The organism is Bradyrhizobium sp. MOS001 (genome assembly GCF_004634465.1).
GTDB classification, from domain to species: domain Bacteria; phylum Pseudomonadota; class Alphaproteobacteria; order Rhizobiales; family Xanthobacteraceae; genus Bradyrhizobium; species Bradyrhizobium barranii.
Genome location: NZ_SPVJ01000014.1, coordinates 53,009 through 75,027, shown reverse-complemented (window position 1 = coordinate 75,027; position 22,019 = coordinate 53,009). Strand labels below are relative to the sequence as shown.

Below are 22,019 nucleotides of genomic sequence, written 5' to 3'. Positions count from 1 at the left end.
GCAAGATAGGATAAAGCGCGGCTATGACGGGATCACGGCTTGTTTATTGCTGGGTCAGTCTTTCACAATCGCCCGATCATAGGCCGCGATTGTCACCTTTGCGCGAGCGGCGACATCGGCGGCCGTCATGCCGGGCTTGTAGAGGCTGGAGCCGAGCCCGAACGCGGTCACGCCGCCCTTCATGTACTCGGCAAAATTCTGGTCGGAGACGCCGCCGACGGCGGCGATCATCACGCCCGCCGGCAGCACGGCGCGGATCGCGGCAATACCGGACGCACCGAGCACGCTGGCCGGAAAGAATTTCAGGCCCGATGCTCCGGAGCGCGCCGCGAGCAGCGCCTCGGTCGGCGAGAACACGCCCGGCAACGTCACCATGGCGTACTGATGTGCACGCGTGAGCACCTGCGTATCCACATTCGGCGAGACCATCAACTTGCCGCCGACGTCATTGAGACGATCGACATCTGCGGCGGTCAAGACCGTGCCGGCGCCGATCAGGACGCTGGCCGGCGCGAGCTTCGCGGCAATCGCGATCGAGCGGAACGGCTCCGGTGAATTCAGGGGGATCTCGATCGCGGTCATGCCGGCCTCGATCAGCACGCCGACGATCGCCTCGGTCTCCTCGGGCTTCACACCACGCAGGATCGCGACCAGCGGACGCTTCATCGGCGGAAAGGGAACGCTCATCTCAAGATTCCTCTCATTTCGTCCAGATCGCGGCAGCGGCCATCGACAGGCCGCGGCGAACGGCTTCATCGGCATCGATCGGCTGCACGGTGACCGACAGCGCATCGAAGGCCAGCCGGTACAGCATCGCGAGCCGCCCGGAGGCAATCAGCGTGATGCCCGCTTTCGGCACCGTGCCGGAGAGCCCTGCCGCCAGCTCGACGCCGATCAACGTGCCCGACAGCGTCTCGCGCGCGGCGGCCGGCGTGCCGCCGAACAGGAGCTGCCGCGACCGCGCTGTGAACAAAAGGTTGGCCGCGAAGGCCGGCGCTTCATACGCGGCTTTCACGGCCGCCTTGAAGCTCGCGACATCCTCGGCGTCATCGGCACCGGCGACCGCGAGTGACAAGATCGTCTCGCGCGAGACCACGCTGAAGAGCTCGCCGGTCATGAAGGTGGAGAAATGCACGACCGTGCCGTCCTTCACGCGCACCCATTTCGAATGCGTGCCGGGCATGCAGACCAGCGCTTCGCCAGGGGCCCCGAGACCGAGTGCACCGAGCAGCTGCGTCTCCTCGCCGCGCATCACGTCCGGCGCCCTGGTATCGCGCTGCGCGATCCCGGGCAGGATGCGAATATCGCGCGTCTCGCCGGGCACAAGCGCGGCCTGCTTCAGCACGGCAGAGAGCGGCGCAGGTGTGTCAACATAGCCGGCCTCGACCCAGCCGGTCTTGGCGCCGGCCATACCGCAGACAAGCACCGGCAGCTGGGCCGGGGCCTCGACAGCTGTGAGATGCGACTGCAGCACGCCGGCAAAGCCGGCCTTGGCCGCGGCCAGCATGCCCTCATCGCTGCGACGTTCAGCCAGCACCTTGCCGGCACGGTCGATCAGCCAGAGGCGGAAGCTACTGGTGCCCCAGTCCACCGCGACATAGGCGGGTTCGGTCATCTCAACACGTATCCTTAGTCTCACGGCCAAGACGCCGTCTCGCGACAATGAGACGACGGCGCGCAAATCCGCCCCGGGATATCGGCTATTGCCGCCTCAAACCAGCGATTTTTCGCGGGTCTGAGGCGCTCGCCGCGCTGGCACACCGCTTGCGATGCGGTGGCACACCGCTTGCTAAAGCTGTCCTGTTCAAGTCCGGGAACGCGCAACAAGACGCGTCAACATCAGATGAGGAAACCCATGGAGATCGGCTATTTCACGATGCCTTCGCACCCGCCGGAGTGCGGCTTGAAGGAAGGAAACGACTGGGACCTGCAAGTCATGCGCTGGCTCGATGAGCTCGGCTATCAGGAGGCCTGGGTCGGCGAGCACCACACCGCGCCCTGGGAACCCAATCCCACGCCGGACCTCCTGATCGCGCAGGCGCTGATGCAGACCAAGAATATCCGCATCGGGCCGGGCGGCTTCCTGCTGCCCTATCACCATCCGGCCGAGCTCGCCAACCGCGTCGCAATGCTCGACCATCTCTCCGAGGGTCGACTCAATTTCGGCGTCGCCGCTAGCGGCCTGCCGAGCGACTGGGCGATGTTCAACGTCGACGGCATGAGCGGACAGAACCGCGACATGACCCGCGAGGCGCTGGAGATCATCCTGAAGCTGTGGTCCGATCCCGCGCCCTTCACCTACAAGGGCAAGTTCTGGACGGTGACCAAGCCGGACACGATGTTCGACTTCCTCAAGCCCCACATCAAGCCGCTCCAGGCCCCGCATCCGCCGATCGGCGTTGCCGGGCTCTCTAAGAACTCGGACACGCTGAAGCTCGCCGGCGAGCGCGGCTTCATTCCAATGAGCCTCAACCTCAACCCTGCCTATGTCGGCAGCCATTGGGACTCGGTCGAGATCGGCGCCGCCAAGACCGGACGCAAGCCGAACCGGGCGGACTGGCGCCTCGTACGCGAGGTGTTCGTCGCCGACACCGACGAAGAGGCGTGGAAGCTCTCGACCGGTGACATGATGGGCCGGATGATGGGCGAGTACTTCCTGCCCCTGCTCGGCCATTTCGGCTTCAAGGACTATCTGAAGCACGCGCCCGACGTGCCCGACAGCGACGTCACCGTCGAATATTGCGCCAAGCGGAACTGGATCGTCGGCTCACCCGCAACCGTCGCCGAGAAGATCGAGAAGATCTACGACGAGGTCGGCGGCTTCGGCGTGCTATTGGTGTTCGGCTTCGACTACAAGCACAAGCCGGAGGCCTGGCGCCATTCGCTCTCGCTGCTCAGCAAAGAGGTGATGCCGCGCCTGAAGCATCTCGGCTCCGCGAAGAAGGCCGCTTGACGCGCGGCGGGTGCGGCGCAATCGTGTCGCACCCGCCCCGTTTCGGAGATTTCGGCGTGAGCGTCGACGCAAAGGATTTCAAACTGGCAATGCGCCAATGCGCCGGCGCGGTTGCGCTGGTCACGGTTGGCGCCGAGCACGGCAAGCGCACCGGGCTGACTGTGACATCAGCCTGCTCGCTATCGGACAATCCGCCGTCCCTGATCGTCTGCGTCAACCGTAACGCCAGCGCACATGCGCGAATCCGCGAGGAAGGCGCCTTCGCGATCAACTTCTTGCACGAGGACCACGCCGTGCTCGCGCTCACCTTCAGCGGCCAGAAGGGCGTCAACGGCGACGACCGATTTGCGTTCGGGCAATGGACGCGCGGGGTGACCGGCGCACCGGTGCTGACGGATGCGGTCGCCGCATTCGACTGCGTGCTGGCGCAGGAATTCGAGACCAAGACGCATTCGATCTTCGTCGGCGAGGTGCGTGGCGTCACGCATTCCGACGAGGCCGCGCCGCTGGTGTATCTGCGCAGCAGCTTCCACGTCCCTCACGAAATCCGCGGCACCGTTTCAGTCGGCGACCTCGATTCGCGGCATCTGAGCTGGAGCGATTTTTCGTAAGCTTCTCGCTTGCTGTTTTCCCTTCTCCCCTTGTGGGAGAAGGTGGCGCGAAGCGCCGGATGAGGGGTATGTCTCCGCAAACTCGAAAGGGAGTAATCGCGGAGGCAGACCCCTCACCCGTCTCGCCGCTACGCGGCGATCCACCCTCTCCCACAAGGGGAGAGAGGAAGAAAGAACGCCGCATGCGACTGAACGCTACTGCGCCGTCTCGATCTTCAACTGCTTGATCTTGCGGTACAGGGTGGCGCGGCTCAGCTTCAGCGCGCGGGCAGCTTCCGTCACGCGGCCGCCATGCTTGCGTAGCGCCTCGACGATCGTCGCGCGCTCGGCCGTTGCGAGATCGGGCTCTGCCGTCCACCCACCGAACGGAGGCAGATCGAGATCGGCATCCATGATGACGCCGTCCTCCGCGGTGCAGCCGGCAAGCCGCAGCACGTGGCGCAGCTGGCGCATGTTGCCGGGATAGGGATAGGCCGAGAGCAACGCCCAGGCCTCGTCCGACAGGCGGCAATCCGGCGCCTCCTCGCGCGCGATCTGGCGGATGATATCGTCTCTGTCGGCGCGCTCGCGCAACGCCGGCAGTCGCACGTCCATGCCGCGCAGCCGGAAGTAGAGATCGGCGCGGAAGGCGCCCTCCTCCGCCATGCGGCCGAGGTCGCGATGGGTCGCGCTGATCAGGCGGATGTCGACCGGCACCGGCTTGAGCGCGCCGAGCGGCCAGACCTCGCGGTTTTCGAGCACGCGCAAGAGGCGCGTCTGCAGCGCGATCGGCATGTCGCCGATCTCGTCGAGAAACAGCGTGCCGCCGTCGGCCTGCACGATCAGACCCTTCGAGCCGTCGCGGCGCGCGCCGGTGAAGGCGCCGGCCTCATAGCCGAACAGCTCGGCGTCGATCAGGCTCTCCGGCATCGCCGCACAGTTCAGCGCGACATAATGGTTGCGGGCGCGGTTGCTCGCCGCGTGAATGGCGCGCGCGAACACATCCTTGCCGACGCCGGTCTCGCCATGCAGCAGCACCGGCAGATTGTGGTCGCCGATGCTTCTCAGCCGTTTGACGCTTTTGATCAGGCCGGGATCGCGACCTGCGAGCCGATGCAGCGAATTGAAACGATCGACGGGAACGTCACGACGCTGAGTGGACGGCCTCGCCCGCAGCGGCGGCGCGACATGTCCCTGCCCGAGCGCGCTGCCGTCGGCGCGGCGCAGTTCGACGACCTCGTCCGCACCACGCGCCGCGTGATGATCGAACTTGATATAGCGCGACAGATCGATGCCCGATGCGATCAAGCCGTCTGTGAGGCCCAGCAGCGCGCGCGCCGAACGGCAGGCGCCGACGATGCGGCGATCGTCGTCATAGGCAAGCAGGCCGCTGCCGCCGTCGCCCGGCACGGTGGCGATCCAGGCGTTGTGGAAATGGCCGCGGAAGATCGCGCCCTCCATCCGCCGCGTCGCCTCCATCGTCACCGCGAGCGCGAGCTGATGCCCGGCGCGTTCGAGATCCTCGCGGCACGAGGTGATGTTCACGGCACCGGCGAGCCGGCCGGCCTGATCGAACAGTGGCGCCACGGCGCAGGAGAACATGTGCCACTGCGCGCGAAAATGCTCGTCGCGATGCACCAGGATGGGCTTCTCTTCGGCAAGCGCAGTGCCGAGCCCGTTGGTGCCCTCGAAGGTCTCGGCGAAATTCGAGCCGGTGTAGATCTTCCAGTCCAGAAACATCTTTGCGTCGGCTTCGGCCGGCAGGCGGCTGAACAGCATGGTCGCGTTCACGTCAGCGAGATTGACGCAGTAGCCGGCGTCGCGCAGCACGCGGGCGAGATCGTCGAGCTCGGGGGTCACGAGCCTGATCGTCTCCTCCATGGGCCCGGCGACGTGGCGAATCTCGGCTTCGGTGAGCGTCTGCGGCGGGCCCTGGCGGGCGGGGTCGAGCTTGTGGCTCACCAGGCAGCGCCGCCAGGAATTGGCGATGCGCGAAGAGGCATCGACGTCGGCCACGTGATTGGCGACGGACAAGACACGGGCGACATGGTTCGAGGCCGAAAGGCTGGCCATCGCGGACGTCTCCACCCTGCATTATTGTGCAAAGTCTGGCAGCACAGGCGGGGATGTCAATCGGGAACCGGGACGCAGCTATTGCTGCACTGCGCTCACCACGTATCGATGCAGGGTCGCTTCTTCTTCGTCCTCGCGGGCGGCCTCGGCACCGAGCGCACGCCCGCCATGATCCAGCGCCGCGTCTCGGCGGGGTCGATGACGTTGTCGATCTCGAACACCGAGGCGATCGAGACCGCCTTGCCGTTGGCATAGAGCTCGGCGACCTTGTTCCGATAATAGGTCTCGCGCTCCTCGGGGTCGGCGATCGCCTCCATCTCCTTGCGGAAGCCGAGGCGGACATACCCCTCCAGGCCCATGCCGCCGAATTCGCCGGTCGGCCAGGCCGCGGTGAAGAAGGAGGCGTGGAAGCCGCCGCCGATCATCGACTGCGCGCCGAGACCATAGCCCTTGCGCAGCACGATGCCGAACAGCGGTACGGTAAGGCTCGCGCCGGTGACGAACATGCGCGAGACGTGGCGCACGATCGCGGTCTTCTCGGCCTCCGGACCGACCATGAAGCCGGGCGTATCGCAGAGCGAGACGATCGGCAGATCGAAGGCGTCGCAGAGCTGGAGGAAGCGCGCGGCCTTGTCGCCGGCGTCGGCATCGATCGCGCCGCCGAGATGGCGCGGATTGTTGGCGATCAGTCCGAACGGCTTGCCCTCGATGCGGATCAGCGCGGTGATCATGCCAACGCCGTAGTCGCGGCGCAACTCCAGCACGGAATCCTTGTCCGCGACGAGATCGATGACGCTGCGGATATCGTAGACCCGCAGGCGGTTCTCCGGGATGGCGCGGCGAAGCAGGCGCTGGTCGGCCGCTTGCCACTCCGTCACCGCACCCTGGAAGTAGGACAGGTATTTTTGAGCCACCCGCGTCGCCTCCTCCTCGTCCTCGACCAGGATGTCGATGACGCCATTCGGCGACTGGAACGTAACAGGGCCGACCTCGGCCGGATGATAGACGCCGAGACCGCCGCCTTCGATCATCGCCGGACCGCCCATGCCGATCGAGGCGTTCCTGGTAGCGATGATGACATCGCAGCAGCCGAGCATCGCGGCGTTGCCGGCAAAGCAGTAGCCGGAGACCACGCCGATAACCGGCACGAGGCCGGAGAGCCGTGCGAACTGCACGAAGGACGGGCCGTCGAGGCCGGTCATGCCGAGTCGGTCGGTGTCGCCGGGCCGGCCGCCGCCGCCTTCGGCGTAAAACACCAAGGGCACACGCCAGTCTTCCGCCAGCGTCAGCATGCGGTCGATCTTCTTGTGGTTCATGTGGCCCTGCGTGCCCGCGAGCACGGTGTAGTCGTAGGCCACGACGATGCAGCGGCCGCCCTCGGCGCCGAACTTCTCGGCATTCACCGTCGCAACACCCATCACGAGGCCGTCGGCCGGTGTGCTCTTGATGAGATCGTCGAGCTTGCGGCGGCGTCGCTGCGCTGCGATCGCAAGGCTGCCATATTCCATGAACGAGCCGTCGTCGACGAGCTGCGCGACGTTCTCGCGCGCTGTGCGCTGGTTGGTGTTGCGGCGGCGCTCGACCGAGGCCGGCCGGTTCGCATCGAGCGTATTGGCCTGGCGCGCGATCATCTCGGCGAGATCAGGGCGGATGTGGTCGAGATCGACATCGGCCTCCGCTGCCGACGCATCGGCCGCGACGTCGAGCGGCTCCAGATACATGATTGGTTCGCCATGCATCAGGGTCACGCCATCGCCGGCGACGAGCTTCATGACGCGGCCGCCCTGCTCGGCCATGACCAGATGCTCCATCTTCATGGATTCGATCACGGCGAGCTGCTGGCCCGGGCGCACGATCTCGCCTTCCTTCACCTGGATGATGACGATGGTTCCCTGCAAGGGCGCAGCGACCATCACCGCGCCTTCGGGCACGATCTGCGCGACGTGCGTCTCCGCGCCATGGCCGCTTCGCTCGGTCGCGGCAAAATAGAGCGGCTTTGCCGCGCCATCGGCCGCCTCGACCAGCTTTGCGATGTTGCGATCGATGAAATCGGTCGCGATGCGGTTAGTCCTGAAATCGGGATGTGCGAGCACGGCTTGGAGGAAGGCGATGTTGGTCACGACGCCGTCGATCCTGAACTCGCGCAAGGCGCGCGAGGCTTTTGCCACGACGTCGTGCCAGGCTTCGCCCGGCGTGTGCACGATGACCTTGGCCAGCAGGGAGTCGAACGCCGCGCTGGTTTTATAGCCGGCATAACCAAAACTATCGACGCGGACGCCGGGCCCCGACGGCGGCTCGAACACGGCGAGCACGCCGCCGGTCGGATGCGTCGCCCCCAGCTCGTCCAGCGTCTCCATGTTGACGCGGAGCTGCATGGCATAGCCACGCGGCTTTGGGATGGCGCCCTGTGCCAGATCAAGGGATGCCAATGTTGCGCCGGCGGCGACCGCGAGCTGGGCGCGGACGAGGTCGAGGCCGAGCACTTCCTCCGTCACGGTATGCTCGACCTGAAGCCGCGGATTGGCCTCGATGAAGGCAAAGCTGTCCTCGGCCGTGCCGTCGACCAGGAACTCGAAGGTGCCGAGATTGTCGTAAGACGCAGCGGTCGCGAGCTGCTTCGCAGCTTCGATGATGCGGCCGCGCAAGGCGTCACTGAGCGACGGGCTCGGCGCCACCTCGATCAGCTTCTGGTGCCTGCGCTGGATGGTGCATTCGCGCTCCCAGAGATGGGAGATCGCGCCGTGGCGATCGCCGATGATCTGCACCTCGATGTGGCGGGCCTGGCGGATCAGGCGCTCGGCATAGACGCCGTCGAACCCGAACGCCGCCTTGGCCTCGGATTGGCAGCGCGCATAGGCTTCCGCGAGATCGGCGGCATTCTCCACGACGCGCATGCCGCGGCCGCCGCCACCGGCCATCGCCTTGATCACGATCGCCGCGCCCTTGCCGAGGGATTCGAAGAATGCCGTGATCTCCTCCAGCGACGAGGGCCCGCTGGTGCCGGCGATGATCGGCACGCCGCAACGCTTCGCCAGTTGCCGCGCCGCGACCTTGTCGCCGAACAGTTCAAGCGCGGCCGGCTTCGGCCCGACGAAGGCGATGCCCGCATCCGCGCAGGCCTTGGCGAACGCGGCATTCTCGCTGAGGAAGCCATAACCGGGATGCACCGCGTCGCAGCCGGCGCTCTTCGCCGCCTTCACCGCCGCTTCGATATCGAGATAGGCCCGTGCGCCGCGGCCGGGGATTTCGACCGCCCCGTCGGCAACACGCGCGTGCAGCGACAGCGCGTCATCGGCCGGATGGATCGCGACCGTCGCGATGCCGGCATCGGCCGCCGCGCGCGCGATGCGGATGGCGATCTCGCCACGGTTGGCGATCAGGAGTTTCTTGAACGACATGCGGCGTCTCCATGCCCGCGGGCCGAGGCGCGGGTCGGCAGGTTCGATGATCCTGCTTCTTCACTTTAACCGCGCTCGTCAAGGGCGAGAACGCCCGTCGCAATAGCCGGTCCCGCGGGCCGGAATATCAGTTGCCGGCGCGCGCGGCGACGAGGCGCATAATCCGCGCCACGGCAGATAGTATGAGCGCGATGTCAGGCGGCCCGCACGCCCGCAACGAAGGTGCTGACCTCGTTCTCCAGTGATTGCAGCTTCTGCGACAGCCGGCCGCTCGATTGCAGCACGAGGCCCGCGGCCTGGCCCGTTTCCGCCGTGGCGTCGGTGACACCGGAGATGTTCTGCGAGACCTGGTCGGTGCCGGACGCCGCCTCCTGCACACTGTGGGCGATCGCCTGCGTCGCGGCGCCCTGCTCCTCGACCGCGGCGGCGATCGACGAGGAGATCTCGTTGACCTCCATGATGGTCTTGCGGATGCTCTCGATGTTGCCGACGACCTGGTTGGTCTCGGCCTGGATCGCGGTGATCTGCGCGCCGATCTCGTCGGTCGCCTTCGCGGTCTGGCTCGCCAGCGATTTCACCTCGCTCGCGACCACGGCAAATCCCCTGCCGGCCTCGCCGGCGCGCGCCGCTTCGATGGTGGCGTTGAGCGCGAGCAGGTTGGTCTGCGAGGCGATCTGGTTGATGAGGTCGATGACCTCGCCGATCTTGTGCGCGGCGGCGGCCAGCCCCTGCACGGTGTCGTTGGTGCGCTGACCGTCCGCGGCCGCCTTGTCGGCCACGCTTGCAGCCTGCGCGACACGCTGGCTGATCTCGGTGATCGAGGACGACAGCTGCCCGGCGGCGGACGCCACCGTCTGCACATTGCTCGACGCCTGCTGGCAGGCGGTCGCGACGAAGCTTGCGCGGTCGGTCGCCTTGTTCGCGGTCTCCGACATGCCTTGCGCGGCCTGCTGCATCGCGCGCGCCTCGGTGAAGACGTCGCGGACGACGGCCTGAACGCTCGCCTCGAACTTGCCGGCGAGATCGCCCATCGTCTTGCGTTTCTCGTCGTCGGCCCTCTGCTTCGTCTCCTGCTGCTCGGTATGCATGCGGCTCACCGCCGACGCATTGTCCTTGAACACGGCAAGCGCCTTGGCGAGCCCGCCGACCTCGTCGCTGCGGCCGGTGTAGGGCACCTCGAACGCGCTGTCGCCGGCGGCGAGTCGCTCGGTCAGCGCGGTGATTTTCGCGAGCGGCCGGGTCACGCTGCGGCCGATCACGAAGGAGCAGGCCAGCACCAGGACCAGGACGGCCAGACAAATGTAGGCGAATGTCGTCGCGTTCTGGCGGAAAACGGCGTCGACGTCGTCGAGATAAATGCCGGTGCCGATGATCCATCCCCAGGGCGCAAAGCCCTTCACATAGGAGATTTTTCCGACCGGCTGCTCGAAGCCCGGCTTCGGCCAGAGATAGCTGTAGAAGCCGGCGCCCTGCTTGTTGACGACGTCAACGAAGCCCATGAACAGCGCGTTGCCGGCGGGGTCCTTCATGCCGGAGAGATCCTTGCCGTCGAGCTCGGGCTTGATCGGGTGCATGACCATCTTGGGGGCCATGTCGTTGATCCAGAAATACTCGACCTTGTCATAACGCAGGCTCTTGATCGTTGTGATCGCGGCGGCCTGCGCCTGCTCGCGCGGCAACTTCCCCTCGCTCTCGAGCTTCTGATAGTGCGCCAGGATGCCGTAGCCGACATCGACCATGTGCTGCGTCTTGGCCTGGCGGTCGGCAATCATCTGCGCACGCAGGGTCGAGAGCGCGATCGGCGCCAGAGCGATCATGCCGAGGAGGCTGATGCCGACAATCAGGACTAGCTTGAAACTGATGCGGGAGAAAAACATCGGAGCTCGCAAGAATTGGAAGGGCTGATATGCCAGTTTATCCCGCACCCCTTAGCGAAGCTTTAAGCATTCGGGTTCCCCAAATCCCCACGAAATTGCGTTGGAGGCAGCCGGCGCGCGGCGTGCGACTTGGCAGGCTGGCGAGGCTTGGCTGCATCCGGGATCCCGGCTCTTTAGATCTAGAAGACCTCGATATCGCCGCTGCGAGCGTTGACTTGCGGTCGGCTCTGGCGGAACGATCGGCGCAGATCATCAGCGCCAGCTGTGGCGTGAGCTGCACAGAAGGCCAGAGGCTCAATGCATCAATCGACATATGACAAGTCCCTCGACCTTCCTGCGCTGTGCGCGGCGGAGCGGCTTTTCATCTGGGGATTTCGGGCCAAGGCACGCAGCGGAAGCGCCGTTCCGACTGCGGCCGATATCCAGCAAGTGTACGACCACTTTCGCGTGGGCGACGCCGTGCCGTCGCTAGAATCCATCATCGAGATCTTCGCGTGCACGGCGCATACGGCCATCGAAGTTCATTGTCCGACCTGTCCGAAGATGTCGGACAGCGAGCACGGAATCTTGCGGGCGATCGCCGCGGCACAACAGGAACGCATCGACGTCGCGCGCGAGCAGTTCGAGAGCTGGTTGCCGCCGGTCGGTGCCGATTGGGCTCTCGCGCCCGTGCGGGGGCTTGCAACGATCTTCCGCATGGCCGGCCTCATCCTGCCCGACCGACACGTTCAGTCTTTCGACCATGACCGGACGATGGCAATGAAGAGCTGGCTGGTCGGAAGTCCCACGCTGCACTGACGGGATCGTTCATGCTCCACGATACGTGCGGTTCTGCGCCAGTCGAAACAGCCGGCCAGCCGCGGCTCTGTCCGCTCCAGGCCGCGCTTGCGGCGCGTCCCTGCGTCGAGAGCTACGATGAATTTTCCCGCGTTGCGCTGTCGCTGTTCCGATTCATCGGAGCGGCCTATACGACCGGCGCCTCCGATTGCTGGGAAGCGGCCTATCGCTTCGCCGACGAGGCGCCGGGCATCGCCGACAGTCCGCTGCTGGTGGCGCGCGCTGCTGCGCTCGTCAGGATCCTGCGCAGCGGCCGGCCGTGCGAACTGTGCTTCATGCCGCCCTCGTGCCGGCGCCTGTCGCAGGACGAGGCGGAATTGATGCGACTGCTGGCGGTCGCACGCCGCAACCAGCCGGGCGAACTCGAATCCATCGTTTGCCAGTACGTCGGGAACGAGAACGAGATCGCGACGACGCGGGCCGTCAACGCGCTTGCCTTGTGCTGACGCTTTGATGGGTTCTAGTCGCATCTCAAGCGACCTTGCGCTATCAACATCGCCATGGAGACGCAGTGTTCGATGCCCTCCATAAAACCTCCAGACGGCCCCAGGGATCACCACCGCTGGGGTCGTCGTTTTGCGGCCTGGCCTAACCGCCCTTCTTGCCAAGCACGAGATCGATGGTGTGAGCCGCGATCTTGCGCAGCTGCGGCTCGTCGCCGAAGGCACGTTCGAGCACGCCAAGGCCGCGCGTCACCGTGATGATATGCAGCGCTGCGGCCGCGGGATTGCCATTGAACTCGCCGCGCTCTGCGCCTGCCGCCAACGTCTCTTGAACCAGCATGGTGATGCGCGAGATGAGGCCCGCAAAGGCCTGACGCGCGTCTTCATCCAAGCCCTCCCCTTCGGCCGCGCCGAGCTCCATCAATCCGCGCGTGGTCGGACATCCCCGCGGCGGCGAGCCCGAGCGGAAGTTGGTGATGGTCAGGTCGAAGAACGCGGTAAGGCGTTTTCGCAGTGAGCCCGCGCCGAGCGCCTTTTGCAGGGCGAGGAGATAATCGCCCGCATAACGCTCATAGGCCTGGAGGAACAGCGCCTCCTTGCTGCCGAAGGCATTGTAGAGGCTGCCGCGCTGAACACCGGCATCGCGCGCGATGTCCGACAGCGACGTGCCGCGCACGCCCTTGCGCCAGAACTGGTCGAACGCGATACGCAGGACGTCGTCGTGGTCGAATTCGCGCGGCCTCAAATCCTGCTCCTCGGTACGGCAAAAATATTTGACACGATGTCAATAACGTGTTTTCTCGACATCGTGTCAAAAACTAATTGGGATTGATAGCCCGTTCCGTCAATGGGCCCAACGGCCGGCGCTTGCGTGCGCCCTGGCCGATCGGGCTCGCATGCCAAAAGGGACCCGCCCATGCCTCTCCTTCACATCTCGATGCGCGCCGGCAAACCGGAAGCCTATCGGCAGGCGATCCTCGATGGTTTGTACCGCGCCATGCGCGAGGCACTGAACGTGCCCGAGGGCGACGAGTTCATGACCATCAGCGAGCATGACGCCTCGAACTTCCGCTGCGGCAATGCCTATGGCGTCAAACGCAGCGACGACGCCGTGCTGATCCAGATCACCGTGTTCGCTTCGCGCACGGCGGAGCAGAAGATGGTGCTGTACCGGCGGATCGCAGACCTACTCGGCGAAAACCCGGGCATCCGGCCGGAGGACGTGTTCGTCAACGTGCTCGATGCCCCCGCGGAGAACTGGTCCGTCGGAAACGGCATCGCGCAATTCGCGTGAAGTGAGGGGCGTGCTTCTGGCGTGATCGCTTGCTTCACCCACCCGCAACGCACGCCGCCATGATCCCGTCGAGCTCGGCCTTCGAGAGCACACCGAGCTCGGTGATGAAGACGATCCGCGATCGCGGCACGCCTTCCGCCGGTGCACCGCCCGTCGCGAGCGTCGCGCGGCCGGCGGCGAACTGAAACACCATCTGGCGCCCGGGTTGCTCGACGGTCTCGAACAGGCCTTTTGCGCGCGCAAGCTTTGGCGCCAGGCGGCCGATCGCCGGCTGCAGGCGCTGCAGCGACAGCGGCTGATCCGAGGTCCAGCTCAGCGTCTCGAAGCGCTCCTCGGACGGCCGTCGTGGTCCAGGGTCGCGCGGCGCGGGCGCGCGATCAACAGCCGCGGGGAACAACAGCGCGGACGGAATCTCGCCGTGCCTGGCATCGACCACCACGGCGGGGACACGCTGCGCGCGGATGGCTTCGCGCATGCGGGCGCCTGCGCTCTCGTCCGCCAGATCGAGCTTGCTCAGCGCCACGATATCGGCGGCGCGCAGCTGCGACCGCATCAGCGCATCATCCAGGGCCGCAGGTAGCGTCGCCGCATCCATCACGCAGAGCACCGTTTCCAGCGGCGCCTCGCGCAGGATCACGGGGTCCATCAGGTTGCGGACGATGTCGGCGGGATCGGCGACGCCGCTGGTCTCGATGACGATATATTCGGGCTTCGGATCGCGCCGAAGCAGCGTCGAGAGCGTGCGCAGGAGATCGCCTTCGAGCGAGCAGCAGATGCAGCCATTGGCGAGGCTGACCACGCCGTCGCTCGCGCCCGCGATCAACTCCGCGTCGATGTTGATCGCGCCGAAATCGTTGACGATTGCCGCGATACGCCGTCCCTCCGCGTTCGCCAGCAGATGGTTGACGACCGTGGTCTTGCCCGCCCCCAGAAAGCCCGTCACCAGGAGAATGGGGACCGGCATGGGATCAGCCCTCGACGACGGGGCGACGCACGGGGCGGCCGGGCCGCGCCGCCACGTCCAGCACGCCATCGCTGATCAGCGGCTGGCCGCTGACGATCAGATGCCGCACGCCGTCCGAGGGGCGGTTCATCGCCGTGAAGGTCGCGCGGTCCGAGAGCTTCTCGTAGTCGAACACGACGATGTCGGCATCGGCGTCCTTGGCAAGGCGGCCCTTGGCCCGCATCGCGGGCGTGCTTTGCGAAAGGATCTCTGCGGGGATCAGCGCGCATTTGCGCACGCCTTCGAGCAGCGACACGGCCTTGCGCTCGCGCACCCATTCGCGGATGAACTTCGTGAAGCAGCCGGCCGAGCGCGGATGCGAGGTGGCGTCATCCGGCAGCGGCCAGGCATCGCCGGTGTAGGTCTTGCCGTCCGACGTCGTCCACGGCATCGCATCGGACGCGATCGCGCCGCCGGGATACAGCACCGACATATCGAGCAGATCGCGATGATGCGCATTGTTGTCGGTATCGAGGATGTGCCAGAGCACCAGCGAGGACGGCTCTTCGGCTTGCGCCTTCAGCAGCTCCTCGCGATCGCGGAAGCGGTGACCGTCGGTCACGCGCTGCACTGAATCGTAACCGGTGCCGTTGCGCTCGACGAACTGGGGATCACTGAAGAAGGCCGCGGCCAGCACGGTCGAGCCGGTACCGTAGGGATAGGCTTCGACCGTGATGGGCAAGCCCTGCGCCTGCGCCTTTTCGACCAGCACGCGGCAGCGTTCGATATCCGTCTTGCTCGACGAGTTGAAATGGCAGATGTGCATGTGCGCGCCGGTGGCGCCGGCATAGCCGATCAGGCGGATATAGGCTTCCGCGGCGCTTTCGGGGTCGACGCGCGACATGTAGGCGACGTGGGTGAAGGTCGGCACGTCCTGCCTGGCCGCGAGCTGGCAGACCGCGGTCAGCTCCTGCACGCCGGCGCCCGGCGCATAGGCGTTCAGGATGCCGATGCCGATGCCGCCCTCGTTCAGGCCGCGCGAAAGACGCTCGAGGATGCCGGCGACCTCCGCATCGCTGGCGACGTTGTCCATCCAGCGGCGATCGCGCATGGCGTTGCCGAACGCTTCCAGCGAGCTCTCCGCATTCGAGCCGGTCATCGCGCCGATGCGCGCAAAGGCCCAGTTGGTGGCGGCGCCGTAGTTCAGCACGCGTCCCTTCCGCGCCTGGCGCTCATACCAGGAGGCGACCGGCAGCACGCCGGCCTCGAGATCAAGCGTCGTCGTCACGCCGTCGAACGCCTGCATGCGGTCGGCCGGGATCGACTGGCCATGCGCGTGCAGGTCGATGAAGCCCGGCGCGACCACGAGCCCCGTCGCGTCGATCACCCGCTCGGCGCCGCCGAGGCCCGTGCCGACGCCGGCGATCTTGCCGTCCATCACCGCTACATCACCGATGGCGTCCATTCCGCTCGCGGGATCCACCACCCGGCCGCCAGAGATCACCAAACCGCTCATGTCGTCACTCCGCATGCTATTGCCAGAACCTCCGAAAGCCCTGCAGAAGCTCCGGAGGCGCGGAGCGCATAGTGCAGATTTTGGGGAGAACGACTACCGGCACTGATGCCGATGCTGCATGCGCTCGCGACCTCGCGGCGTGCCTTGCCCGAAGGGCAACGGCCCAACAAACCTCCGGTAGAATGATGGAAAAGATCTCTATAAGGTTGTCGTCGCGGCAGGTCGCGTTGCCTGCGTCGGGATCATCGGCCAAGTGTGTCGTGCAAGGGAGCGAAATGTCTGCAATGTCAAATCAGGGCCTGCGCATCAGCTGCAGGGCAGCTTTGATCATCTCCATCGTCGTCTCGGCGGCAAGCGCGTTTGCGGCCACCCCACAAGACCTGAACGATTGTCAGGACAGCACCGATGTCCCGCGCATGATGGCAGCGTGCAGCAGCCTCTCCCAGGACGCCAGACTACCTCCCGGTGCAAGATCCATGGCATTGCTCAAGCATGGCTTCGGAAATTTTGCACTCGGCAACATGGATGCGGCTGAAGCCGACTTCACCGAGGCGGTCAGGCTCAACCCGAAGAACAACTACGCTCATCACGAGCTGGGACTGACCTTGGCCAAAAAGGGCGACACCACACGCGCAATCGCTTCGCTCACCGAGGCCATCAATCTTGATCCCTCAGGTGCCGCAAGCCGGTTCATTCGCGGGCAGATTTATATGTCCGAGGACAGGCTGGACGAGGCGATCCGGGATTTCACCGATGCCATCAGGCTTGGACCCGACAAGAACACCACCTTTGCCAAAGACCAGGAGGTGAGTCGTCCGGAGGCCGATCGCGTCGCGACTGACTACTACGAGGCCCGGGGAGATGCGTACTATCGGAGAGGCGATTTCAGGGATGCCGCTTCGGACTACGACCGGGAGGCGCGGTTTTCCGATCCCGATGGCTACGGCGTGATTTGGGGATCGGTGGCGCGGATGCAGGGACGATCTGCCGATGCCGGCATCGCGCTGTCCGCTGCACTCGACAAGGGCCAGCTCAGGGATTGGCCGAGAACCGTCGGCGAATTGCTTGTCGGCCGGATCACGCCCGCCGCAGCCCTGGCTTCGGCCAGGAATTCAGATCAAACTTGCGAGGCACACTATTACGCTGGGATCGCTCAGCTCAAGAGCAAAGATACAGTGGCGGCCCGGAACGAGTTTGCAGCCGCGCGAGACGGATGCCCGACCTCGTTTCGAGAGTATCGTGCCGCCATTGCCGACCTGAAGCGATTGCAGGCGCAGTGATCGCGCCTTCGCCTGCAACATGTTTGCTAGCGACTTGGCGTCGAAGCTACCGACCTTGCCCGCCGTGGCCGTGCCATCGACTACGGGGGCAATCGCTGCTCAGCGATTACCTGAACCGGCGGAAAGGTAACGCAATCTGCCACGTCGAACAGCACTTCCATGCTTCGATCAAACGATCGCGCAAAAGCAATCGCGTCATCACGCCGCTCATCGGCGATGCGCAAGCCGAGCGTACAATGCGGCGTCCATGCCCCGGGCCGGTAATGAGGGCGGCAATGCGCCGGGTCGATTGCGGCGCTGACCGAGCTGTGGATGCGGGTTAGCGCCTCATTGGAGCTCGGCTCCGCCCAGAGAACGAGAGGCGAGCCTGCGAACCAACGAATCCGTTTGAACTCGATGCGAAATTGCGCTTCGCCAGCAACGGCCGCCAGCATGGCGGCCCATGCTATCTTTTCGTCGATCGCAGGCGAGTCGTAGATCGCAAATGTAAAATGTGGCCGATAGCCAAGGGCGCGCATCGAGGGCTCGACTTCGAACGCTACGACCTGATCCCACAGCCGCTCGATCTCACTTGCTGAATTGTTATCGGCTCGAACGTTGATCGCCAATGCCACAAGCGCTCACCCAGCGGGGGGAACAATCAAATCGAGATCAAGGGAAGGTAGCTTCAAGGCAATGGCGCTCCCTAGGGGAATCGAACCCCTGTTTCAGCCTTGAGAGGGCCGCGTCCTAACCGCTAGACGAAGGGAGCGTGAGGGACAGGACATAGCCGCGAATTTTGTCGGCGGCAAGCCTCGATCGGGGGCGAGAACCCCGGATATGCACGGTCAATGCGGCTTAGGCTTAATTGCGCGGCGGGCCGCCGCGCGCCCTACGAAACCGCCGGGAACACTCACGGCTGCTTCAGTTTCTCGATCGCCGCAGCGCCCGCGGCCGGCTCAAGGCGGAACAGGCCCGCGCCCGCAAAGGCGGATTTGAACGGCGATGAGGAGCGGATCTGCTGGCCGCTGCTGCCGGCGACGGCCTGGTTGAGCAGGTCCTGGCCGATGGCGCCTGTCCGCTGCGTCCCGACGCCGAAATAATACGTCTTGCCGGCCTCGACGGGGACCTCGACCTCATAGTCCGTCATCGACATCTTCATGTGGGAAGCGATCTTGTGGACGCCCGGCGGCCGGTCGACGAAGAAGAACGTCCCCATGTCGACCTTACCGACGGACTTGCCGTCGATCAGGATTTCCGACGAGGCCGCCATTCCGCCCATCGCGCCGAAAATGCCCTTCTCGCGCAAGAAATAGAGCCGTGCGTTCCGCGAGCCCGTTGGCTTGGCCTGCGCCGCGGGTTGTTTGGCCGGCGCGGCAAGTCCAGCCTGCCTGGCTGGCGCTGTGGGCTGCTTGGCCGGCTCTGCGAGCGCCGCAAATCCAGCGCATCCGTACGACCCGACAACGAGTGCAATTGCGACGACGCGCGACTTGATACGTCCCATTCCCAGTCCCAGCCCAACTTCCCAAGCCCGAGAGCTAAATCAGAAGTTGCGCGGCAAGACAAACTGGACCGGAGAACGATCAACAGCCGCGGCCAGCCCTACGGCTCATTGGCAAATTTCAGCTTTCCGGCCGGCTTCAGGGTGTGGGCGTCGAAAGTGCGGATCTCGATGACCCCGCCAACGTCCAGCGTGACCACGAGGCGGTCGCCGGCGACCCCGGTCGAGACGATCCTGGCGCCCTTGGGCAGGGCGGCGGTGACGTCGCCGGCCATTTCGGACGCCCTTCCCTCCGACTTGAAAAGGCGGTAGCCCACCGCGATCAGGACGGCGCAGATTGCCAGCGCCGTGGTCAACCCCGCGATCAGCATCATCCGCCGCACCCGCGCGAACAGCGCGGCCTGCTCGGGGCTCGGTTCGGGAACAGCGGTATCAGACGTCGTCATGGATAGCTCAGGCTCTGCGCAAAGGTTGGAAGTTGTCGTCGCCGGCGACGAGGGCTCGGCTCGGCTTGACCGCGTGCTGGCGGCGCACCTCACCGACCTGTCGCGATCGAGGCTGAAAGCCCTGATTTTGGCGGGCGCGGTGAGCCTCAAGGACGCCGCGATCCGCGACCCCGCTTATCACGTCACATCCGGCGATACGATCACAATCGACGTGCCGGAGGCGGCCCCGCCGGAGCCCAAGGGTGAGGATATCGCCCTCGATATCGTGTTCGAGGACGACGACATCGTCGTCCTCAACAAGCCGAAGGGCCTCGTCGTGCACCCCGCGGCCGGGCACGAGACCGGCACGCTGGTCAACGCGCTGATCGCCCATTGCGGCGGCTCGCTCTCCGGCATCGGCGGGGTACGCCGGCCCGGCATCGTGCACCGGCTCGACAAGGACACGACCGGGCTGATGGTAGTCGCCAAGAACGACCTCGCCCATGCCTCGCTCACCGCGCAATTCGCCGACCACGGCCGGACGGGCGCGATGCGCCGCGGCTACATGGCCTTCGCCTGGGGGCTGCCGGGACGCCACCGCGGCACCGTCGATGCGCCGATCGACCGCCACCCGTATGCGCGCGAGAAGATGGCGGTGCGCCAGGGCGGCCGCGAGGCGGTGACGCATTGGGAGCTTCTGGAGAGTTTTGCGGGGCGTGACGGCAAGCCGATCGCCTCCCTGCTCGCCTGCGAGCTCGAGACCGGACGCACCCACCAGATCCGCGTCCACCTCGCCCATATTGGCCATCCCCTGATGGGCGACGCCGTCTATGGCCCGCACTTCAAGACCAAGGCGAACCACCTCGGCCCGGAGTCGCAGGCGACTCTGGCCACGCTTGGACGGCAGGCCCTGCATGCCTATTTGCTGGTATTGGAGCACCCGAGAACCGGAGAATTACTCCACTGGGAAGCGCCTCTGCCGAAGGATTTGCTTCTCCTTCAGGGCGCTCTGAAAGCGGCGCTATGACGCAGGCCACCTTGGAAAAGCGTTACATTACAAAAAGTTATAGCTGCCACACGGGGACGTGACGTCAGCAATCCTTCCCTTTTTGACCCCCCTTGGGGTATATTGCGCTTGCGTTGGAAATGACCAACGGAACATCGCAGCTACGGCCGGCTTTAACACAGCGGTCGTCTGCCTGGCCCGCCGCTATCGGGGGCCTGAACCTTGGAGGGCTTCATCATGGCCCGTACCGCTGCTTTGCCGGTCCTCAATGGAGAATCCGGCCTTTCTCGCTACCTCGCCGAGATCCGCAAGTTCCCGATGCTGGAACCCCAGCAGGAATACATGCTCGCCAAGCGTTGGCGTGAGCATGACGATCGCGACGCGGCGCACCAACTCGTCACCAGCCATCTCCGCCTCGTGGCCAAGATCGCCATGGGCTATCGCGGCTACGGCCTGCCGATCTCCGAGGTCGTCTCGGAAGGCAATGTCGGCCTCATGCAAGCGGTGAAGCGTTTCGAACCCGAAAAGGGGTTCCGTCTCGCCACCTACGCGATGTGGTGGATCAAGGCGTCGATTCAAGAGTACATCCTGCGTTCCTGGTCGCTCGTGAAGATGGGCACCACCGCGAACCAGAAGAAGCTGTTCTTCAACCTGCGCAAGGCGAAGAGCAAGATCAACGCGCTGGACGAGGGCGATCTCCGCCCCGACCAGGTGAAGATCATTGCCAAGCGCCTCGGCGTCACCGATCAGGACGTGATCGACATGAACCGTCGCCTCGGTGGTGACGCGTCGCTCAACGCTCCGATCCGCGATGACGGCGAAGCCGGCGAATGGCAGGACTGGCTGGTCGACAACACGCCCAACCAGGAAGCCATGCTGGCCGAGCACGAGGAGTATGACGAACGCCGTGACGCGCTGAACGGCGCCATGGGCGTGCTCAACCCGCGCGAACGCCGCATCTTCGAGGCGCGCCGCCTCGCCGATGAGCCGATGACGCTGGAAGACCTTGCCGCCGAGTTCGGCGTGTCGCGCGAGCGCGTCCGCCAGATCGAAGTCCGCGCCTTCGAAAAGGTGCAGGCCGCGGTCAAGGGCACGATCGCACGGGCGGAACAGGCCGCGCTGGAAGCCGCGCATTAAGCGGGCTCTTCTCGCGGTAGATATTGGCGGATCGACAAGAGACAGAAAGCCGGCGGCAACGCCGGCTTTTTTGTTTGTGGCGATGCTCTGTTTGAGTGATCCGCCGTGCTTTCTCTGCGCGATGCGAAGCGCGCCGCACTCGCTGTCATGCCCCGGCTTGAACCGGTACCGGCAGCGAGATCTCGAACGCAGGCCCTTGGAATACTGGATCGCCCGGTTGAACCGGGCGATGACAGCGGTGGTTGTGGCGGAAGGTCCTGCCAAGTGAGACCGCCGTCACAGTCTCCTTCCCCTGGCCGACGTAGAACCGGGCTTGCCTTGAACCCGCGCGTCCGGTCGACCGACCCAGAATGATCGGGCCGGCGGCCTCAACTGAACGGACACCAACCGTGTCGATCATCCTGCAATCCACCGTCGGCGGCTTCTCCGCCCAGTTCATGCGCAAGCTGCCGCTGGTCGAGCAGGCGATGCGCGAGCACGGGCTCGATCCCGCAGAGTTCGTCATCTCCAAGGACTATGCCTCGACCGCGACGATCCCGCTCATGGGCCCGTTCTTCTATAATTACAGCGTGTTCTTCGGCGACGAACAATTCACCGTCACCGAGCCGAACGACATGGTGTTCCTGGACTACTTCTTCAAACGCGTGCTGGCGTCGGACGGCCCGCCGGAATTGCCACGGCGGCCGGGATTGATGCGACGGCTGTTCGGCTGGATGGCGCAGCCGGTTTAGCTCGTCATTCCGGAGCGCGTCATGAATGCTTCCCGC

General features: G+C 65.3%; 20 protein-coding genes and 1 tRNA gene. 9 read left to right on the top strand and 12 right to left on the bottom strand.

Annotated features, from left to right (window positions below; translation table 11 throughout):
• Window positions 1-54 precede the first annotated feature (54 nt).
• The gene (locus tag CT676_RS19490) at window positions 55-687 is read right to left on the bottom strand and encodes a 2-dehydro-3-deoxy-6-phosphogalactonate aldolase (protein WP_085399799.1); all 633 of its coding nucleotides are present in this window, start codon (window positions 685-687) and stop codon (window positions 55-57) included.
• Between the two features lie 13 nt (window positions 688-700).
• Window positions 701-1,615: a 2-dehydro-3-deoxygalactonokinase gene (locus tag CT676_RS19485; protein ID WP_085399798.1), complete on the bottom strand. Its 915-nt coding sequence runs from the start codon at window positions 1,613-1,615 to the stop codon at window positions 701-703.
• Window positions 1,616-1,855: 240 nt separating this feature from the next.
• On the opposite strand from CT676_RS19485, the gene CT676_RS19480 reads away from it, so the two are divergent.
• Both CT676_RS19480 and CT676_RS19475 read left to right on the top strand, forming a co-directional pair.
• Window positions 1,856-2,953, top strand: a complete 1,098-nt coding sequence (locus CT676_RS19480; RefSeq protein ID WP_063985464.1) for an LLM class flavin-dependent oxidoreductase — start codon at window positions 1,856-1,858, stop codon at window positions 2,951-2,953.
• 56 nt (window positions 2,954-3,009) lie between these two features.
• Window positions 3,010-3,564, top strand: a complete 555-nt coding sequence (locus CT676_RS19475) for a flavin reductase family protein (protein ID WP_094183977.1) — start codon at window positions 3,010-3,012, stop codon at window positions 3,562-3,564.
• A 195-nt stretch (window positions 3,565-3,759) separates the two neighbouring features.
• Here CT676_RS19475 and CT676_RS19470 read toward each other — a convergent pair whose 3' ends face one another.
• From CT676_RS19470 to CT676_RS19460, 3 genes are all read right to left on the bottom strand, one after another.
• A complete protein-coding gene (locus CT676_RS19470; RefSeq protein WP_085400487.1) occupies window positions 3,760-5,616 on the bottom strand; it encodes a sigma-54-dependent Fis family transcriptional regulator in 1,857 nt (618 codons plus the stop codon).
• A gap of 95 nt (window positions 5,617-5,711) precedes the next feature.
• Complete coding sequence (locus CT676_RS19465; protein ID WP_085400485.1) at window positions 5,712-9,014, bottom strand: carboxyl transferase domain-containing protein; 3,303 nt, start codon at window positions 9,012-9,014, stop codon at window positions 5,712-5,714.
• Window positions 9,015-9,208: 194 nt separating this feature from the next.
• Entirely contained in the window at window positions 9,209-10,891 is a 1,683-nt protein-coding gene (locus CT676_RS19460) for a cache domain-containing protein (protein WP_085400483.1), read from the bottom strand.
• Window positions 10,892-11,338: 447 nt separating this feature from the next.
• Between CT676_RS19460 and CT676_RS19455 the strand changes: the two genes are divergently transcribed.
• Together CT676_RS19455 and CT676_RS19450 are read left to right on the top strand one after the other, a co-directional pair.
• Window positions 11,339-11,689: a hypothetical protein gene (locus tag CT676_RS19455; RefSeq protein ID WP_244623207.1), complete on the top strand. Its 351-nt coding sequence runs from the start codon at window positions 11,339-11,341 to the stop codon at window positions 11,687-11,689.
• A gap of 11 nt (window positions 11,690-11,700) precedes the next feature.
• The gene (locus CT676_RS19450; protein WP_135215193.1) at window positions 11,701-12,174 is read left to right on the top strand and encodes a hypothetical protein; all 474 of its coding nucleotides are present in this window, start codon (window positions 11,701-11,703) and stop codon (window positions 12,172-12,174) included.
• Between the two features lie 142 nt (window positions 12,175-12,316).
• Here CT676_RS19450 and CT676_RS19445 read toward each other — a convergent pair whose 3' ends face one another.
• Window positions 12,317-12,916 carry a TetR/AcrR family transcriptional regulator gene (locus CT676_RS19445; RefSeq protein ID WP_063985470.1) on the bottom strand — a complete coding sequence of 200 codons (600 nt, stop codon included), beginning with the start codon at window positions 12,914-12,916 and terminating at the stop codon, window positions 12,317-12,319.
• A 171-nt stretch (window positions 12,917-13,087) separates the two neighbouring features.
• Between CT676_RS19445 and CT676_RS19440 the strand changes: the two genes are divergently transcribed.
• The gene (locus tag CT676_RS19440; RefSeq protein ID WP_085400479.1) at window positions 13,088-13,465 is read left to right on the top strand and encodes a tautomerase family protein; all 378 of its coding nucleotides are present in this window, start codon (window positions 13,088-13,090) and stop codon (window positions 13,463-13,465) included.
• Window positions 13,466-13,499: 34 nt separating this feature from the next.
• Here CT676_RS19440 and CT676_RS19435 read toward each other — a convergent pair whose 3' ends face one another.
• Window positions 13,500-14,429: a GTP-binding protein gene (locus CT676_RS19435; protein ID WP_085400477.1), complete on the bottom strand. Its 930-nt coding sequence runs from the start codon at window positions 14,427-14,429 to the stop codon at window positions 13,500-13,502.
• A gap of 4 nt (window positions 14,430-14,433) precedes the next feature.
• Window positions 14,434-15,924 carry an amidohydrolase family protein gene (locus tag CT676_RS19430; protein ID WP_244623205.1) on the bottom strand — a complete coding sequence of 497 codons (1,491 nt, stop codon included), beginning with the start codon at window positions 15,922-15,924 and terminating at the stop codon, window positions 14,434-14,436.
• Window positions 15,925-16,208: 284 nt separating this feature from the next.
• Between CT676_RS19430 and CT676_RS19425 the strand changes: the two genes are divergently transcribed.
• Window positions 16,209-17,204, top strand: coding sequence for a tetratricopeptide repeat protein (locus CT676_RS19425; protein ID WP_167768096.1), 996 nt, complete (start codon window positions 16,209-16,211; stop codon window positions 17,202-17,204).
• An 80-nt stretch (window positions 17,205-17,284) separates the two neighbouring features.
• Here the strand turns inward: CT676_RS19425 and CT676_RS19420 are convergent, their stop codons facing one another.
• The 4 genes from CT676_RS19420 to CT676_RS19405 form a co-directional block, all read right to left on the bottom strand.
• Window positions 17,285-17,818, bottom strand: coding sequence for a 2'-5' RNA ligase family protein (locus CT676_RS19420; protein WP_085400472.1), 534 nt, complete (start codon window positions 17,816-17,818; stop codon window positions 17,285-17,287).
• 62 nt (window positions 17,819-17,880) lie between these two features.
• Window positions 17,881-17,955, bottom strand: a tRNA-Glu gene (locus CT676_RS19415).
• A 141-nt stretch (window positions 17,956-18,096) separates the two neighbouring features.
• A complete protein-coding gene (locus tag CT676_RS19410) occupies window positions 18,097-18,687 on the bottom strand; it encodes a DUF2846 domain-containing protein (protein WP_085400470.1) in 591 nt (196 codons plus the stop codon).
• Window positions 18,688-18,785: 98 nt separating this feature from the next.
• Window positions 18,786-19,130: a hypothetical protein gene (locus tag CT676_RS19405; RefSeq protein ID WP_063985478.1), complete on the bottom strand. Its 345-nt coding sequence runs from the start codon at window positions 19,128-19,130 to the stop codon at window positions 18,786-18,788.
• Between CT676_RS19405 and CT676_RS19400 the strand changes: the two genes are divergently transcribed.
• From CT676_RS19400 to CT676_RS19385, 3 genes are all read left to right on the top strand, one after another.
• Window positions 19,129-20,136 (top strand): RluA family pseudouridine synthase, encoded by a 1,008-nt coding sequence (locus tag CT676_RS19400; protein WP_063985479.1) that lies wholly within the window; start codon window positions 19,129-19,131, stop codon window positions 20,134-20,136. The genes CT676_RS19405 and CT676_RS19400 overlap by 2 nt on opposite strands.
• A gap of 216 nt (window positions 20,137-20,352) precedes the next feature.
• Window positions 20,353-21,252 (top strand): RNA polymerase sigma factor RpoH, encoded by a 900-nt coding sequence (gene rpoH, locus CT676_RS19395; protein ID WP_014492123.1) that lies wholly within the window; start codon window positions 20,353-20,355, stop codon window positions 21,250-21,252.
• A 389-nt stretch (window positions 21,253-21,641) separates the two neighbouring features.
• Complete coding sequence (locus CT676_RS19385) at window positions 21,642-21,983, top strand: hypothetical protein (RefSeq protein WP_063985480.1); 342 nt, start codon at window positions 21,642-21,644, stop codon at window positions 21,981-21,983.
• Window positions 21,984-22,019: the final 36 nt, after the last annotated feature.